Source organism: Pseudoalteromonas sp. GutCa3 (assembly GCF_002836155.1).
Lineage (GTDB): Bacteria > Pseudomonadota > Gammaproteobacteria > Enterobacterales > Alteromonadaceae > Pseudoalteromonas > Pseudoalteromonas arctica.
Map to the genome: position 1 here is coordinate 40995 of NZ_PJBK01000034.1, position 16860 is coordinate 57854.

General features: G+C 39.5%; 15 protein-coding genes and 1 pseudogene. 3 read left to right on the forward strand and 13 right to left on the reverse strand.

Annotation, left to right across the window (positions count from 1 at the left end):
* The first annotated feature begins 36 nt into the window (after positions 1 to 36).
* Positions 37 to 630: a DNA-3-methyladenine glycosylase I gene (locus tag CXF64_RS07320; RefSeq protein ID WP_101216691.1), complete on the forward strand. Its 594-nt coding sequence runs from the start codon at positions 37 to 39 to the stop codon at positions 628 to 630.
* A 338-nt stretch (positions 631 to 968) separates the two neighbouring features.
* Here CXF64_RS07320 and CXF64_RS07325 read toward each other — a convergent pair whose 3' ends face one another.
* Entirely contained in the window at positions 969 to 2405 is a 1437-nt protein-coding gene (locus tag CXF64_RS07325; RefSeq protein WP_101216692.1) for a sigma-54 dependent transcriptional regulator, read from the reverse strand.
* A 421-nt stretch (positions 2406 to 2826) separates the two neighbouring features.
* On the opposite strand from CXF64_RS07325, the gene fliS reads away from it, so the two are divergent.
* Positions 2827 to 3228 (forward strand): flagellar export chaperone FliS, encoded by a 402-nt coding sequence (gene fliS, locus CXF64_RS07330; RefSeq protein ID WP_024608173.1) that lies wholly within the window; start codon positions 2827 to 2829, stop codon positions 3226 to 3228.
* An 8-nt stretch (positions 3229 to 3236) separates the two neighbouring features.
* The gene (locus CXF64_RS07335; protein WP_101216693.1) at positions 3237 to 3548 is read left to right on the forward strand and encodes a hypothetical protein; all 312 of its coding nucleotides are present in this window, start codon (positions 3237 to 3239) and stop codon (positions 3546 to 3548) included.
* Between the two features lie 146 nt (positions 3549 to 3694).
* Here CXF64_RS07335 and fliD read toward each other — a convergent pair whose 3' ends face one another.
* From fliD to CXF64_RS07390, 12 genes and pseudogenes are all read right to left on the reverse strand, one after another.
* Positions 3695 to 5095, reverse strand: coding sequence for a flagellar filament capping protein FliD (gene fliD, locus CXF64_RS07340; protein ID WP_101216694.1), 1401 nt, complete (start codon positions 5093 to 5095; stop codon positions 3695 to 3697).
* A 60-nt stretch (positions 5096 to 5155) separates the two neighbouring features.
* Positions 5156 to 5581: a flagellar protein FlaG gene (locus CXF64_RS07345; RefSeq protein WP_101216695.1), complete on the reverse strand. Its 426-nt coding sequence runs from the start codon at positions 5579 to 5581 to the stop codon at positions 5156 to 5158.
* Positions 5582 to 5735: 154 nt separating this feature from the next.
* A complete protein-coding gene (locus CXF64_RS21100; protein WP_442960161.1) occupies positions 5736 to 6404 on the reverse strand; it encodes a flagellin in 669 nt (222 codons plus the stop codon).
* Between the two features lie 303 nt (positions 6405 to 6707).
* Positions 6708 to 7115: pseudogene (locus tag CXF64_RS21105) on the reverse strand (flagellin N-terminal helical domain-containing protein); the annotation flags it as partial.
* A gap of 308 nt (positions 7116 to 7423) precedes the next feature.
* Positions 7424 to 8806 (reverse strand): flagellin, encoded by a 1383-nt coding sequence (locus CXF64_RS07355; RefSeq protein WP_101216697.1) that lies wholly within the window; start codon positions 8804 to 8806, stop codon positions 7424 to 7426.
* A 250-nt stretch (positions 8807 to 9056) separates the two neighbouring features.
* A complete protein-coding gene (gene flgL / locus CXF64_RS07360) occupies positions 9057 to 10310 on the reverse strand; it encodes a flagellar hook-associated protein FlgL (protein ID WP_101216698.1) in 1254 nt (417 codons plus the stop codon).
* Between the two features lie 2 nt (positions 10311 to 10312).
* A complete protein-coding gene (gene flgK, locus CXF64_RS07365) occupies positions 10313 to 12313 on the reverse strand; it encodes a flagellar hook-associated protein FlgK (RefSeq protein WP_101216699.1) in 2001 nt (666 codons plus the stop codon).
* A gap of 1 nt (position 12314) precedes the next feature.
* Positions 12315 to 13331 carry a flagellar assembly peptidoglycan hydrolase FlgJ gene (gene flgJ / locus CXF64_RS07370; protein WP_101216700.1) on the reverse strand — a complete coding sequence of 339 codons (1017 nt, stop codon included), beginning with the start codon at positions 13329 to 13331 and terminating at the stop codon, positions 12315 to 12317.
* 166 nt (positions 13332 to 13497) lie between these two features.
* Positions 13498 to 14592, reverse strand: a complete 1095-nt coding sequence (locus CXF64_RS07375) for a flagellar basal body P-ring protein FlgI (RefSeq protein ID WP_024592771.1) — start codon at positions 14590 to 14592, stop codon at positions 13498 to 13500.
* An 11-nt stretch (positions 14593 to 14603) separates the two neighbouring features.
* Positions 14604 to 15287 carry a flagellar basal body L-ring protein FlgH gene (gene flgH, locus CXF64_RS07380; RefSeq protein ID WP_010553251.1) on the reverse strand — a complete coding sequence of 228 codons (684 nt, stop codon included), beginning with the start codon at positions 15285 to 15287 and terminating at the stop codon, positions 14604 to 14606.
* 16 nt (positions 15288 to 15303) lie between these two features.
* Positions 15304 to 16092, reverse strand: coding sequence for a flagellar basal-body rod protein FlgG (gene flgG, locus CXF64_RS07385; RefSeq protein WP_002959420.1), 789 nt, complete (start codon positions 16090 to 16092; stop codon positions 15304 to 15306).
* Positions 16093 to 16113: 21 nt separating this feature from the next.
* A complete protein-coding gene (locus CXF64_RS07390) occupies positions 16114 to 16857 on the reverse strand; it encodes a flagellar basal body rod protein FlgF (RefSeq protein ID WP_024589964.1) in 744 nt (247 codons plus the stop codon).
* Positions 16858 to 16860 lie beyond the last annotated feature (3 nt).

Here is a 16860-nt window from a genome sequence, read left to right on the forward strand (position 1 = left end):
GCGACATAAAAATGACGCACACAAAAAGGAATAATAATGAGTGAGCAAATAAAGTGCCGTTGCCCGTGGCTCGACACCACTAAACCCGACTACGTTATTTACCATGATGAAGAATGGGGCGTCCCCCTTTATGATGATACAAAGCTGTTTGAATTTATTACGCTTGAATCAGCGCAAGCGGGTTTAAGCTGGTATACAATTTTAAAAAAACGCAGCGGTTATAAAAAAGCATTTGCTAATTTTGATGTAAATAAAGTGGCACAATTCACACAAGATGATATTGAGAGATTAATGCTTAATGAGGGGATTGTGCGCAATCGCTTAAAAATTGAGGCAACTGTTAACAACGCTAAACGCTTTATAGAAATACAAGAAGAATTTGAAAGTTTTAGTAACTACCAATGGCAGTTTGTCGATAATAAACCGATTATAAGTAATTTAAATAACGCTGAGGACTACCCGGCAATTACAGAAGCATCAACCGCATTTGCGAAAGATTTAAAAAAACGGGGTTTTAAGTTTTTAGGCCCTACAACGGTTTACGCTCATATGCAGGCCTGCGGTATGGTTAACGATCACAGTAATGATTGTTTTAGAAAAGAAGAAATTATTAAGGCTTTTAGTGGGTAAGTGATTTATAACCATAAAAGTGATTTGTTCACAAATAGGTTAAGAGACGCTGCGCTTTAGAGAAGTAACGCGTAAGTTGACTATGGTTTCTCATTTACCTTCGTTTTTCTCTTTGTGAAATAACTTTTTATTTAAGTGATTAAAAGTCTCGTTTTTCACGCGAGCAAGTCTAGCGTCTACAACAAAAGTAAAAACCGTGTAGGTGCGAATTTACTTCGCGCTCTTGCTAATATTTTTTAAGTAAAGTGCGGTATAAAACCGCACCTACAAAACGAGGGGTTATTTATCTACTGTGTTTGGCCAATTTATAACTAAACACTGACAGCTGCTTTTAAACCTTAATCTCTTGAAAGATTATACTTTTTCATTTTCTCAACGAGTGTTGTTCTGCGAACACCTAATATTTCGGCTGCGCGAGCTACAACGTAATCATAGCGCTCTAACGCTTGGGTTATTAAGCTTATTTCGAGCTCGGCTAAATAATCTTTAAGTTCAATACCATCATCTGGCAATAACCCACTACCCGTTTGGCTAAACTCAGCGTCAGGCTCACTTTCGTAATCGCTAAAACCGGTGCTAAATATGTCGTTAAAGGCGTCTTTTTCCATTAACTCTTCAGGATATTCTGGCTCGTAGGCTTCAACTTCAATGTAACGATATTTATTAGGTAAATCGGGAATATCGACCACTTTTTCAGGAAACATAATAACCATACGCTCCACCAAATTAGCAAGCTCACGAATATTACCAGGCCAAGCATGTTCTTTTAAGCTCTCAACTGCGCGTTCTGTAAACTTAGCGGTAGAACCTGTTTGGTCGTTAACTCGGCGCATTAACTCCTTTAAAAGCAGCGGAATATCATCAGCACGTTCACTCAGTGATGGGTTTTCGATAGGAAATACATTTAAGCGGTAATATAAATCTTCCCTAAAACTACCCTCTTCAATCATTGTTTCCAAATTACGATGCGTGGCTGCAATAACGCGTACATCAGCTTGGATAGCCTTTGTACCACCAACACGTTCGTAGCTGCGTTCTTGCAATACTCGCAGCAACTTAACTTGCATTTGCAGTGGCATATCGCCTATTTCATCTAAAAATAGCGTCCCGCCTTGAGCTAGTTCAAACCGCCCTTTACGAGCCGATATAGCACCAGTAAACGCGCCTTTTTCGTGGCCAAATAGTTCACTTTCGAGCAGTTCTGCCGGTATAGCACCACAGTTAACTGGTACAAACGGTCCATTAATACGCTTTGAAAGCAGGTGTACATTACGGGCAACCACTTCTTTACCTGTGCCTGATTCGCCTAAAATTAAAACATTAGCGTCGGTTTTTGCCACTTGTTCAATTAAAAAGCGAACATCTTTTACGGCATCTGTTTCACCAACTAGCCCATCAAAAATTTTATGCGGTTTAGTATGCTTATGCTCATTAGGCAGCATACGCTGATACTGCTGGCAATCGTGAAGTAACTGAGTTGTCACTTCGTGATTAAATGGCTCGCAAATAAGCCCCACCACATTAGCTATACTTAATAGTGGTTTTAGCGTTTCGCCAATTAATAAAAACGGTAATGTTGGATAGCGTTTAATTAAGCTTTCGTGGTCAAGTGATTGCAACGCTCCTAAAATAATCATGCATTCTTGCTGCTGATATTTTTTGCATTCTTGTTCAAAGCAGTCTTCGCTTAATAGTTGAGCAGCTTCACCAATAAAGCCAAGTGAAGCATTTAATCCTATTGCGCGGTTGTTATTATTATCTAAAATCAAGATCATATTTAGCGAGCCGTACTTTCACTAATTTGTATAATTAGTTAAATTGTAAGCCAGTTCAGCATGGATGCAAGTGGTAGCGGCAGTTTTTTGACATAAACGCCAAAAAACAGGCGGGCTAGTTAAGTCAATCATACTTAATAGTTAATCATTAAGTATGAGTTGTAGTTTTAACTTAGTTATTACTCAGCGATTACCTAAATACAACTTAGCCCTAAAAATTAATTTACTCGGCAATAAAAATGCTATTGTTAGTAAATAAACTCAATTATAAATTTAAGTTGAAGTTACAAATGCCGATATATAGATAAGTAAAAATGCTTGGCATTAATATTGCTTTGTTCTTATAAAAATATAAAAGCTTTATTAAATTTTTATATTAGCTTTCACATAATTTTATCGTTTTAAATTTTAGGATTTTCCCATGGCTCATGTCTCAGTAAAAAAATACGGTCAAGTTCGTGCCAGTAGTATTGCCGAAATGGCTCCTTACGAACAAATAAACCTTATATTCAGTAATATTATCGGTCGCTTAGCAGCAACAAAAGGGTTTATTGAGCGCAAAGAAATACAAAAAAAAGGTGAAAACATTTCAGCCTGTGTTTTATTATTTGGTGCCCTACAAGACGCACTTAATTTAGAAGTAGAACAAGACCCTAGTATTTCTAACAATTTATTGGCACTTTACGATTACTGCCAACGCCGTTTAACGCAAGCGAACATAAACAACGATATTGAAGCAATTATTGAAGTATCAAGTATTGTTAAAGAAATTAAAGAAGGCTGGGATAACATTCCGCTAGATCAACGAAACCCTGCGGTTTAATTTAAATTATGGACTCGCCAACATACTCAGAGCCACTAACGAACTACTCTGAGCTCATACAAACGTTGCTTAGTAAAATTGAAGTGTTAGTAAATGATGATAATGCAGACGAAGCTCAGCCTTTTTTAGACACTTTAAATACTGAAATAAAGCAATGGTGCGAAAGTAGCGAAGGTCCAAGCGCAGAGCAATTAGAATTAATTCAGCTTCGTATAAATACCATTTTAGTTAAAGCGAATAGTGCAAAAAACGAATCATCAAAAGCTATTATTAAACATAAAAAGTCAGGAAAGGCGATAAAAGCTTATAAAGCCATCTAGTAAAAAGGTTTAATAAATGGCCTTCATTTTAACTAAATACATGGCTATAGCTTACTATTTGAATTAAAGAGCAGTACACAATAAAAAACCGCTAAATTTAAACTTAGCGGTTTTTTTATTGACTCGTAATACTTTTAACCCAGTTATTAATTTGATTGCCTAACTACGCCTGGCATGTTCTCTAATTGAGCTTGAACATAACTACTGGTGTTATTAAGGCTCGCTACTAATAAATCCATCGCATTATATTGAGCATATAGTCGAGACGATAGCGACTCCATTTTACTGGCAAGGTCCAAGCGATCATCATCTAAATCGTCTAGCTGATTTGTTTTACTGTCTATTCGGTTTTGAATAATACCATCGGAATCTGTATAAAAGCTCATTAGCTCATCAAACGACTGTGCAAAGCCATCATCGTCATCACCTACAAAAAACTGTTGCACTAAATTTACATTAGCGTCTATTTGCTCATCTAGTGTTTCTGTATTTAGGGTTAAAACACCGTAGCGGTCTGTTTCAACACCTAATTGCGAAAGCGATAACGAATTACCATCGCCTAAATCAACTGATTCAGTTATTTCACTACGGAGCTTTGACATAACACCACGAAGTAGTGAGTCACCAGCCATTACTCCGGCTCCACTTTCACCAGATGCACCTAAATTATTACTAAGCTCTAATAACTCATTGTAACTAGTAATGAAGCTATTTAAACCAGCTTTTATATTATTATTATTTTCGGTAACTGATATGTCGCTTATGTCGTCATCTGTATCGTGCGGTTTTTTAGCAGTTATTGTAATACCGTCAATCACTCCGGCAAATTCATTAGATGAACTACTTACAGTTAGCGAGCCATCAATGGTAATTGATGCATCAGTTGCTGCAATTATTTCACTCGTATTTTGCACACCAGCAGAGTCAAATGCCAAACGAGAAAGACCATTTACATCTGTGTTATTACCATCAATATCAGCAATTTCTATTTTAATTTCATTTTCTGCACCGCTATTTTTAGCGGACATAACCAAATGCTGGCCACTATCATCAGTAATGATAGTCGCATTAATGCTGTCATTATCGTTGCTGTCGTTTATCGCATCACGAATCTCACTAAGTGTCGCAGTATCTGATACTTCAATATCAAAGCTATCATCACCAGAGGTTAGGGTCATTGTTCCCTGACCTACCGCTGTATCAGCATCGAAAGCTTGCGACAGTATTTTATGCTCCGTGGCTAAGTTGTTAACTTTTACATCATAACCACCTGGTTGAGCATCTTGGTCCGCACTTATAGATATAAAATCATCATTACCTGATGTACTGCGTTGTTGGTATTTGTCGCTATCACCCAATGCTTCCATTGAGGTTTGTACTTTTTCAAGCGCTGACTTTAGCGCTCCAACAGCAGAAATATCCGTAGTTAATTTACTTTCTGTAGTATTTAAGCGAGCTTCAGCAGGTGCTTGTTCAGCATTAACTAGCGCATCAACAATATCTGACACTGCTAATCCAGAACCTAACCCATTAAATGTAATAGACATACTTCACCTCTTAAATACTCAAAAATAAACTAACTTAGTGTTAGTAATTGAAACCACTCACTAAACTGTTTGGTCGATCAAAATTCCAGCAGATTCAGACAGTTTAGAAACTAGGCTTAATACTTCCTCAGAAGGGTATTGCTTAATAACTTCGCCACTGTTTTTATCTAGGACTTTAATCACATCGCGGCCTGAATCTTCATCAACTTTAAATTGCAAGCTTCGGTTCATTTCGCCCATAAAGTCCTGCAATTGTTGCGCCATTTGTTCTAGCTGTTCGCGCTCTAACGGCTGAGCTTTTTCATCTTGATTATTATTTTTGTATTGATTTTGCTGTAGCTTTTGTTGATTGAGCGCTTCCGTTTGCTTTACATCATCAACCGCTCGCTCAGTTAAAGAACTAGCGGCTTGCCCTACTTGCTTATCATCACCAGCAATGGGAGTCGGTAATGTTGTAATTTCTGCGTTTGAAGTAATTGTATTCATAACAGATTCCTATTTGTACTTAATTAAACCAACAATAGCTTAGTTTATATTCTTAAACCACAAAAGGAGGTAGCTAAAGCCACCTCCTTTTTTAAAATACTAATACTGACTTTATGTATTAGTTAGCTAACCATTAAGCTATTACTCTAACTTATTAACCTAATAAGCTAAGTGCTGTTTGTGGTAACTGGTTCGCTTGCGACAAGATTGACGTACCTGCTTGTTGCAAGATTTGGTTTTTCGTCATTTGTGCAGTTTCAGTTGCAAAGTCTGTATCTTGAATACGGCTACGTGAAGCAGATACATTTTCAGAAATATTAGCCAAGTTACTAATTGTGTGGTCAAAACGGTTTTGAACAGCACCTAAGTCAGCTCTTTGCGAGTCGATATCTGCTAACGCAGCATCAATAACTGCAAGTGCATCTTGAGAACCTACTGCTGTTTTTAAATCAATTTTTGCTACTTCATCTAATGTAGAGTTACCTACGGTTGCTATCTCACCACCGGTAGCACCAACAGTAAACTTATCTGATGACGTCAGATTAACCTGAGAGTCTACTACAGCACCAGCTGCATCACCAAGTGTACCGTTTAATGTAGCAGTACTTGCACCATCACCAACCAGTAATACACCTGCTACGTCAGTTTCTTCAATTAATATGCTGCCAGCATCAGCGTCATACGTTGCGTTTATCCCAGCTTTACCAAGGTCAGATGCTAAATCAGACGCGCTTCCGTTATATGATGATAAATCAAAAGTTTTCTCACCAACAGTCAGTGTTCCCGTATCAGCTGATGACAACGCTGTAATTGTTGCTGTCACTGATGTTTGAGCTTTTATACCAGTTGCCGCTGCATTGATTGCGTCTGCTGTTTCCTGGGCATTTATGAGACTTAAATCTTCAGTTGTATTACCTTTTGGACCAGATAAAACAACCGCAGCAGAGCCTGCTGTAGAGTCGCTAAAAGCCGTACCTGCGGCTACCGTATTATTGAATACAGTGCCACCACCTTTAATAGCATTCTGACCTAGATTATCTGCAGCTATGTTGTTCAATGATACGTTAATTGTTTCATTAGCATTGGCACCAACTTGGAAAGCTTTAGTACCAAAGTCACCATTTAATAATTGCTGACCACCAAACGAGGTTGTTTCAGCTATACGGGTTAACTCTGTTTGCAATGCAGATACTTCTTTTTGAAGTGATTCTCTGTCTTCAGTAGAGTTAGAGCCATTCGATGATTGCAGTGCTAATTCACGCATACGTTGTAAAATACTGGTCGATTCTTGCATCGCACCTTCAGCAGTCTGTGCCATTGAGATACCATCGTTAGCATTACGTTGCGCTACCGCTAAGCCATTTACTTGTGATGTTAAACGGTTTGATATTTGAAGACCGGCCGCATCATCTTTTGCGCTATTAATACGCATACCCGATGATAGACGTTCCATAGAAGTAGCTAAGTCAGAACCTGATTGAGATAGGTTACGTTGAGCATTTAGTGAAGATACATTTGTGTTTACTGAAATCATAATAAAACTCCTGATTACTTTCGTAATGTTGCTATTTTAATTTAACCAAGAGCTGTCACAATTGTATGCTCAGCTCCGTACTGATTAAGTTAACGGCAGGAGGTAAATTATCTTTAGAAGTATTTTAGAAATAAATTAGTTTATCTGTTTAAAAAAACCTAACCGACTGTTTTAAAAGATTAGTTATTTTAAATGAGTTTAAAATACAATTTAAATATTATGCTTTTAGTGATTTTAACCACCTAAAAACAAAAAACGCACTTAATTTAAAGTGCGTTTATGTAGCCAGTTATACATTAAACCAATAATTAGCCACCTAATAAACTAATTGCTGCTTGTGGAATTTGATTCGCTTGCGAAAGTATAGACGTACCCGCTTGTTGTAATATTTGGTTTTTTGTCATCTGTGCTGTTTCAGTTGCAAAATCTGTATCTTGAATACGACTACGTGATGCAGAAACATTCTCCGCAATATTTGCTAAATTACTAATTGTATGGCCAAAACGATTTTGAGCAGCACCCAAATCAGCACGATTTTCATCAATATTTGCTAATGCAGCATCTATCACAGTAATTGAGTTTTGTGCACCTAAAGCTGTTTTAATGTCTATCTCTGCAACCTGATCTAATGTAGAGTTACCTACGGTTGCTATCTCAGCCGACGCACCAACAGTAAACTTATCTGATGACGTCAGATTAACCTGAGAATCCACTACAGCACCGGTTGCACTACCAACTGTACCGTTTAATGCAGCAGTACTTGCACCATCACCAACCAGTAATACGCCTGCTACGTCAGTTTCTTCAATTAATATGCTACCAGCATCAGCGTCATACGTTGCGTTTATCCCAGCTTTACCAAGGTCAGATGCTAAATCAGACGCGCTTCCGTTATATGATGATAAATCAAAAGTTTTCTCACCAACAGCCAGTGTGCCCGTATCAGCTGATGACAGCGCTGTAATTGTTGCTGTCACTGATGTTTGAGCTTTTATACCAGTTGCCGCTGCATTGATTGCGTCTGCTGTTTCCTGTGCATTTATGAGACTTAAATCTTCAGTTGTATTACCTTTTGGACCAGATAAAACAACTGCATTAGAGCCTGCTGTAGAGTCGCTAAAAGCCGTACCTGCGGCTACCGTATTATTGAATACAGTGCCACCACCTTTAATTGCATTTTCACCTATATTATCTGCAGCAATATTTCCTAACGATACATTAATTGTTTCATTAGCATTGGCACCAACTTGGAAAGCTTTAGTACCAAAGTCACCATTTAATAATTGCTGACCACCAAACGAGGTTGTTTCAGCTATACGGGTTAACTCTGTTTGCAATGCAGAGACTTCTTTCTGGAGTGACTCTCTGTCTTCATCTGAATTAGAGCCATTAGCAGACTGCAATGCTAGTTCACGCATGCGCTGAAGAATATTAGTCGATTCACTCATCGCGCCTTCAGCTGTTTGCGCCATTGAAATACCATCATTAGCATTTCGCTGAGCAACGGCTAGGCCATTAATTTGTGACGTCAATCTGTTTGAAATTTGTAGGCCCGCGGCATCATCTTTTGCGCTATTAATACGCATGCCCGATGATAAGCGCTCCATTGAAGTAGCTAAGCCTTCGCCAGATTTTGTTAAGTTGCGTTGTGCGTTCAGTGACGACACATTAGTATTTACTGTTAATGCCATTTTACCATCTCCTAGGTTTAAACAGAGTGTGGTTCAACACGATTTAACAGGAACCACTGTTCGATAATTTCTTATAATAAGAAAAGCATTTACTGTGCCAACTTTAATTTATTTTTAAGCTGTTGTTTTTAAATGAAAATATATAATTTATTGAATTGTAAATAAAGAGTGAAGTTGTTTAGAAAGGAGTGACAATTTTTTGCCGCTTTAAAGTGGGTAAAGCGGCAAAGTATTTCTGCTTATAATCTGCTTATAAGTAATCGAATAACGAGAGGTTAGTTAAACGGCCAAAAGTGGCTTGCGATGCTTGCAGTGCCGTTTCTTGTTTGGTTAGTTCGCTAATAGCTTCTGCCATATCAACTTCAACTAAGTTAGAGCGATTACTTTTATTTTGAATATCGAGTGCTAAGTTTGAATCGCTTACTCTTTCAAGCGCGTTCATACGTCCGCCTAAACTTGATTGGGTAAATACCACTTGCTCACTCGAGTTCTGTAATTGCACTAGGCCATCAGCAAGCACTTGCTGAAAGTCATCACCTTCAAGTGTGCCATCGTTAAGGCCAGTAATAAGTGCTTGCAATGTATTAAGTACGTTTTCTTTGCCTGGTTTTTCAAGGCTGAAATCGAGTTGACCAGGTGCTGTGCCTTCTAATTCAATCGTCATACCTGCGTATTCAATTGTATCATCGCTAACTTCACCTGTTATTGCGGGGATTAGTGCTGCGCCATCTCGGTATATTTCGTAGGTTTGTGGGTCTGTTGCTGTAGCACCTGGGCTTACTAATACACTATATGTATTTGCTGTTGCTGAAGCTGTTGGGTCTGCGTTGTAATTTGCTTGATGAAACTTATCAAACTCAGCTTGGCCGTCAACATATACACTTGCCGCAGTAATAGAGCCTGAAACACTTGCCGTGTTAGATTCTACATTTAATCGCGCGTTAGTTTTTTCAAACGTGTCAAAGCCATTATCACTCGCTTTAATTGATACGCCTTCAGCTATAGTTATTTGGTGTTGCCCTTGGTCGCCATTATAGGTGTACTCACCCGCTGCAGAATCAAACTGATAAGGCTGCGTGCTGTCTTGGTATCCTGAAAATATGAATTTTCCGTCTTCTGATCGGGTGTTCATTAAGTTAGCTAGCGTTTGTTGAATGCCACTAAGTTCTGATGCAAACGTCTTTAAATCGTCTTTAGTATAAACACCATTACCAGCCTGAATAGTGAGCTCTTGCGCTTGTTGAATATTACTATTTATGCTTTGTAATACGCTTTCTTCAGTTTCTAGCCTGCCGGTAAGCTGATCGATATTTTTAGTGTATTGCTCATTAGTTTGTATTTTATTTGAATACAACATAGCTTGCGAAATAGCAGCTGGCGCTTCTGAGGTGGTTAAATACTTTTCACCTGTTGTTACACGCTCTTGAGCATTTGCAACACCTTGTTGGTTGTCGAGTATTTTATTTATGTTGTTTTGGTACATTAAATTATTTGATAAACGCATAATTACCTCGCCGCATTTAATAAGGTGTCAAAAATTTCTTGGGCTGCTGCTAAAACTTGTGCTGATGCTGAGTATGATTGCTGAAAACGCAGTAAATTTGCGGCCTCTTCATCTAGGTTTACTCCAGATAGTGATTCATACCATGCCTCAGATTGCTGTGCTAGAGCGTCAAATGCAGCCCCACTTGTGATTGCTTGGCCAGTTATCACACCTATATCACTCACTAACCCTGAATAAGCTTGGTTGAACGTTTTATGATTGTCGGCAGTTGCTGTTGTTTCTACATTTAAACGGACTAACTCACCATTTTGTAAATCAGCTAATTTTAAACCATTACGGTTATCATCAAAGCCGCCTTCGTTAAACTCAAGTGTAAAGGTATCGCCTGTTGCTGGTGTACCTTCTATATCAAAATCGAATCCGTAGGTATCGAATGGTGCACCCGCTTGCGATAACATTCCTTTTGCAGGAGGCGTAATAGTAAAAGTACTCGTTCCGCTATTATCAGTAACTTGATATTCGTTAGCATTACCTGTTTTAACAAGCGTTATTTCGCCATTCGTTAAGCTTGGTGTTGAAGTAAATCCACCGGAGGTAACACTTGTTACTTCTCCCGCTGAAATAGTAGCGGTGCCTATATTATTTAAATCGTTAGCAGTACGGATTGGCGATGCTAGTGCTAAATCTTCTGCGCGGCCTGTTGCAAGTGTAATACTTGAAGCAGCATCTGAATTAAGCTTTATTTGAAATTGATCCCCCTCAACACCTGCCCCAGATACATTTACTTGAAGGCCAAATGATTCTCCGGTAGTAGTCGATGAATCAATAACACCTGACGATATATCAGCAAGTGAAGGCTGCCCCAGCGGATCCCCTTTGTTATCTATAGGCTGAATACTTACTTCATTAGCATTGCCTGTATAGGTAATAATAAAGTCACTGGCAGGAAGTTCACTACCTTTACCAGGCTCTACCGTGGCAGTCATACCGGCAGTACCTGTGTTAGCTTGATACGCATAAGCGCCAACGGTAGGAATATTAAAAATATTACCCCCTAGCTGACCTGTTGCATCCATACCCAATTTGTTTTGTTCGTTAAATGCATCGGCTATCGCTAAGCCCATTTGGCCAATTTGGTTTTGCGCAGGGACTAATATGTCATCTCTAAAAGCAAGTAAGCCGCCAATTTTGCCTTTAAGCTTACTTACATCAACTTCAAGCGGCACTGCTTTGCCACCATTAACGTCAAGCGTGAATTCTTTAAAATTAGGATCGGGGTCGCCCGTCATCGAAAATAAGTTAAATGCGCCATTTTGCATAACAACTGCTTCGCCTGTGCCCATAAAAACGAGTTTTTCGCCATTTGGACCATCAAGCGTTTCAATGTCTATTAGCTCTGATAAGTCGCGTATTGCTTTATCGCGTTCGTTATAGGTAGAGCTGGCATCTGCGGCGTTATTAGTGCCATTAACTGCTGCAATATTTTGATTTAGCGTGCTAATACTTTGAATTAGTGAGTTTGCTTCATCTGAAAATATTTCGAGCTGCTCGTTCACTACACTTTTTTGATCAAGCACGATGCCTGAAAGCCTATCCATTTGATCAATTAAGCTTTGCGCATCTGTTATTACTAATGAGCGGGCAACGGTAGATGACGGTTGATTTAGCGCTTCTTGCACGTTATTAAATAAAGAGTTAATTCCGGTCGAAAGGTTGTTCGACTCTTCAGAAAAAATAGTATCAACTCGATTAGCCTCAGTAATAAACTGATCGAAAAACGATTTATTAGAGGTGTCACGATTTAGCTGTGACTGAGCAAACTCGTTTAGTAATCGGTATGTTTCGCCTCGCCCTACTTGGTTATCAACCATAGTGGTAAATTCAGTACGCTCACGTACGTAGCCTACGGTATTTACATTGGCAATATTTTTACTTGTCGTTTGCAATAGCTCCGAGCTTGCTCTAACCCCAGAACTGGCAATGTTTAATAAATTAAACGACATGTTACTCTACTCCTTGGCGGATCACGTTTGCCGCAATGTCTTTTAGCTGGCTGCTATTGAGCACTTTTTTTATTTTGCTGGCATAATTTGGATCGGTTGCATAACCTGCTTTTTGTAATGAATCTAAAAAGTCGTTTGGTTTTGCTGTATTTTGTAATGCTTCTTGGTAGCGTGGGTTTTGCGTTAAAAAATCAACGAAGTCGTTCACGCTATCTTTAATTGAATCGTAGGCTCTAAAGCTGGCTTGTTTTTTAACGGGTGTACCTTGCTCAAACTCAAGCGTTACTTTGCTTGCTTTATCGCCTTCCCAGCTTTTATCTGACTTAATATTAAATAAGTTATTTGAGCTGCCACCGTCACTTTTATTAATAATGTGTTTACCCCAACCGGTTTCAAGTGCCGCTTGAGCAACCATTACCGCTGGGTTTAAACCAATTTTTTGCGCTGCAGTTTTAGCGTGTTCCCACACTGAACTTACAAACTCTTCTGCATTTTTAAATGTTGGGCTATCGGTTTTAGACTCTGCAGTATCGACTTTAGGCTCAGCAATATCGGCTTTAGTGCTATTGACGATAAGATCGGGTTGCTTGTTTTTTTGCTCATGAGGAAGAGCTGAGCCGACTTGCGTATCGCTAAAAATATCTTTGGTTGTTCTAAGCACCGAGCCTGGCATAAAGTTTTTAGACTCAGGCGATAACTGCTGAACAATTAAATCGGCAAGGCCTAACGAGCCATTTGATGAAAGCTCTGTAGAAAGTTGCTGATCGTGCATTTCTTCAAAAAACTTTACGCCACTTGAATTAAATGGACTGTCTTTATCTTCAAATGCTTCGTTAGCTTTGCGCATTCCTTTGAGCAACATTTGCGTAAAAATAGCTTCAAATTGTGCGGCCGCTTTTTTGAGCGCAGCTTTGGAAGCATCAGTTGATGCATCACCACTCGTTAAGGCTTCTTTACGAAGTGAATCTAAGTTGCCTAAATCAAAAAAGTTTTGTTTATCGAGGTGATTAGTTTCCATCGGCTTTTTGACACAAAATGAATAATGCAGTTAAAAATGCAAAAACTGAGCCACTACCGATAAAACGAGGAAGATAAAAATAATAAACTTAAGTTGCTGTAAATCAAAAGCCCTAATTTCAAAAATATAGGGCTTAAGTACTAAGTTATTTATTGGCTTGGGTTATTTATATAACAACTAACTGTCCGTTAATTGCGCCGGCTTCTTTTAGTGCTTCTAAAATAGCCATTAAGTCACCAGGCGCTGCGCCTACTTCGTTAATTGCGCGAACTAAATCGTCAAGGCTTACACCTGGATTAAATACAAAGGCGCGCGAGTCGTCTTGGTTTACATCAATAATACTTTGCTGAGTAACAACGGTGTCACCGTTTGCTAGCGGGTTTGGTTGCGACACATTTTGTTGCTCTGCAATTGTTACTGTTAAGCCACCATGAGTTATAGCCGCAGGCTGAAGTTTAACGTTTTTGCCAATGACAATTGTACCGGTACGCGAGTTAACTATAATTTTAGCGGCCATATCAGCTGGCTTAAATTCTAAGTTTTCGAGTGTCGATAAGTACGATACACGCTGGGATGCATCGCGTGGTGCAATAACACGGATAGAAACAGAATCAATTGCTTGTGCGCTATTTGGGCCAACTAGGTCATTAATTGTTTTTTCTAGGCGTTTTGCCGTTGTAAAGTCTGGGCGGTTTAGGTTGAAGGTAATGTAATCGCCTTGCATAAATGGGCTTTCTACAGTGCGTTCAACTGTTGCGCCATTTGGTATACGACCAACTGTAGGGGTGTTAATTACAACCTTACTACCATCAAGGCCTTGTGCGCCTAAGCCACCGACAATTAAGCTACCTTGTGCAATAGCGTATACGTTACCGTCTACACCCTTTAGAAAGGTTTGTAGTAAAGTACCGCCACGTAAACTGCCTGCACTACCAATAGAAGAAACCGTAATATCTATTGTTTGTCCGGGCTTTCTAAATGCAGGTAATTCTGCATGCACAGCAACAGCGGCAACATTTTTAATTTTAGGACTTTGAGTTGAAGGTAGCGTAATACCAAAGCTGTTCAACATGCCTCTAAAACTTTGTTGTGTGTATGAGTTTTGCTCGCCAGTGCCTGGTAAACCAACCACTAAGCCATAACCAACTAATTGGTTAGAGCGTACGCCTTCAACCATAGACACATCTTTTATGCGCTCGGCACTGGCAGTAAACTGCCAACCTAATAACACAACTAAACATAAAGCTTTAAGGCTATTCATGTTGTTACCCTCTAAAATGGAAACAGCGAACTGCTAAAGAAACGTGTAAGCCAACCAGGACTTTGCGCTTCTTGCGTTTGCCCTTTACCTGAGTATTGAATACGTGCATTAGCAATACGATTTGATTCAACCGTATTATCGGCGCTTACGTCTTGAGGGCGTACTAGCCCTTCTAAACGAATAAACTCTTCGCCGGTATTAAGCGTTAGCCATTTTTCGCCGCGTATAACTAAATTACCATTAGGTAAAACGCGCATTACATTAACCGAAATATCGCCCACTAAGCTGTTTGACTGGTTTGATTTTGAATCGCCCGTAAACGACGAATCGCTACCAATACCAAACTGAATACTATCGCCACCTATATTTACAGGTAGACCACCTAAGCCAATCACTGGGTCTAAGCTTGCGTCGGTTTCTTTGTCTGTTTCTGTTTTAGCGGCTTTTGTTGCTTGAGTAGACTCTTGCAATTTAACCGTAATTATATCGCCAGTACGTAGCGCTTTTTTATCAGAATATAAGTCGTTTGATGTATGAGTATTAAACAATGAACCTGTGGCTACCAGCGGCTCTAAAATAGGCTCGGGGTACATAGGTGCGTAGTAAGGGTCGTCCTGCACTACTTCACTATTTTGCGTAGACATACAGCCACTTAAAAATAACGTGCCCGCTGTAAATAAAATAATATTACGCATAATTCCCCCTACTCTATTAAAGCTGTTGATTGATATAACTCATCATTTCGTCAACGGCCGAAATTACTTTTGAGTTCATTTCGTAAATACGCTGAGTTTCTATTAGATTTACCAGCTCTTCAGTTACATTTACGTTTGATGTTTCGAGTGAGCCTTGAATAATGCTACCTAACCCTTCAACACCAGGATTACCTTGTACCGGCGCACCACTTACAGCGGTTTCGGTATAAAGGTTTTGACCAATTGGCTCAAGGCCCGATGGATTAATAAAGTCACTAATAGTAAGCTGACCAATGACCACGTTATCAGCTTGGCCTGCAACACGTACAGATACTTCGCCGTCTTGCGAAACCGTAATTGATTGCGCATCATCAGGTACATTCATTTCTGGCTGAATAACATAACCAGCGCCCGATGTTACAATTCGGCCATCGCCATCAGTAGTAAACTGACCGTTGCGCGAGTAAGCAATATTGCCATCTGGTTGCAGTACTTCAAAAAAACCTTCACCAGAAATCATCCAATCTAGTGAGTTTTCGGTGGTCAACATGTTGCCTTGCGTAAACTCTTTTTGGTTAGCTACAACTTTAGCACCCGCACCTAGCATTAGGCCCGATGGCATTTCGGTATCTTGCGATGAACGACCACCTGGTTGATTAATATTTTGATAAAGTAAATCTTCAAATATAGCGCGGCTTTTTTTGTAACCTACAGTACTCGCATTCGCTAAGTTATTTGAGATAACCGATATATCGGTTTGTTGAGCGTCTAGCCCAGTTTTACTGATCCACAATGCTGGATTCATAATCGTGTCCTCATTTTAAAGTTAAACTATGCGTAATAACTGATCTTGACGCTCGTCAATTTCTTCAGCTGTTTTCATTAATTTCACTTGTAATTCAAATTGGCGCTGGTGGCTTATCATGTCGACCATTTCGTGAACAGGGTTCACATTCGACATTTCAAGCGAACCACTTAAAACTTTTACATTGGCAGAGGTATCTACTGTTACATTTGCTTTTGGTCTAAATAAACCATCGTTACCTTTTTCGAGCTGTGAGCTATTTGCTTCTACCACTCTAAGCGTGTCTATTTCTTCTAAAAAGTTAGCGGGAGCGCCTTGCGGTCGAACTTGAATAGCGCCATCTTGGCTAAACCCTATTTTTTCGACTGGAACGGGTAAAATAACAGGTCCCCCTTCGCCAATAACTTGACGACCGTGGCTGGTTACGAGCATGCCTTGAGCAGTAATGTTTAACGTACCCACTTTTGTATAAGCTTCATTACCGGAGGCATCTTGCACTGCAAGCCATGCGTTATCGCTCATTGCGATGTCTAAGTCTCGCCCGGTTTGAACAATGCCACCCGATACCATGTTAGAACCCGGACGCTCTTGCATTGAAAATACACGTGTAGGCAAACCTTCGCCAAACGCTTGCATAGAACGTGCTTGCGCAAAGTCGGCTTTAAAACCCGTTGTATTTGCATTTGCCAAATTATTGGCTTTTAAAGCAAGCCCTTGTAGGCTTTGCTTAGCGCCAGAGGCCGCAATGTAGACCATTTTGTCCATAGT

Bases quoted from the DNA above. Each gene is read 5' to 3' on its own strand.
- CXF64_RS07345 (WP_101216695.1), bottom strand. From the start codon at position 5,581: ATGAATACAATTACTTCAAACGCAGAAATTACAACATTACCGACTCCC.
- fliS (WP_024608173.1), top strand. From the start codon at position 2,827: ATGGCTCATGTCTCAGTAAAAAAATACGGTCAAGTTCGTGCCAGTAGT.
- CXF64_RS07335 (WP_101216693.1), top strand. From the start codon at position 3,237: ATGGACTCGCCAACATACTCAGAGCCACTAACGAACTACTCTGAGCTC.
- CXF64_RS07325 (WP_101216692.1), bottom strand. From the start codon at position 2,405: ATGATCTTGATTTTAGATAATAATAACAACCGCGCAATAGGATTAAAT.
- CXF64_RS07355 (WP_101216697.1), bottom strand. From the start codon at position 8,806: ATGGCATTAACAGTAAATACTAATGTGTCGTCACTGAACGCACAACGC.
- flgG (WP_002959420.1), bottom strand. From the start codon at position 16,092: ATGAATCCAGCATTGTGGATCAGTAAAACTGGGCTAGACGCTCAACAA.
- flgJ (WP_101216700.1), bottom strand. From the start codon at position 13,331: ATGGAAACTAATCACCTCGATAAACAAAACTTTTTTGATTTAGGCAAC.
- flgK (WP_101216699.1), bottom strand. From the start codon at position 12,313: ATGTCGTTTAATTTATTAAACATTGCCAGTTCTGGGGTTAGAGCAAGC.
- flgH (WP_010553251.1), bottom strand. From the start codon at position 15,287: ATGCGTAATATTATTTTATTTACAGCGGGCACGTTATTTTTAAGTGGC.
- CXF64_RS07320 (WP_101216691.1), top strand. From the start codon at position 37: ATGAGTGAGCAAATAAAGTGCCGTTGCCCGTGGCTCGACACCACTAAA.
- fliD (WP_101216694.1), bottom strand. From the start codon at position 5,095: ATGTCTATTACATTTAATGGGTTAGGTTCTGGATTAGCAGTGTCAGAT.
- flgL (WP_101216698.1), bottom strand. From the start codon at position 10,310: ATGCGTTTATCAAATAATTTAATGTACCAAAACAACATAAATAAAATA.
- CXF64_RS07390 (WP_024589964.1), bottom strand. From the start codon at position 16,857: ATGGACAAAATGGTCTACATTGCGGCCTCTGGCGCTAAGCAAAGCCTA.
- CXF64_RS07375 (WP_024592771.1), bottom strand. From the start codon at position 14,592: ATGAATAGCCTTAAAGCTTTATGTTTAGTTGTGTTATTAGGTTGGCAG.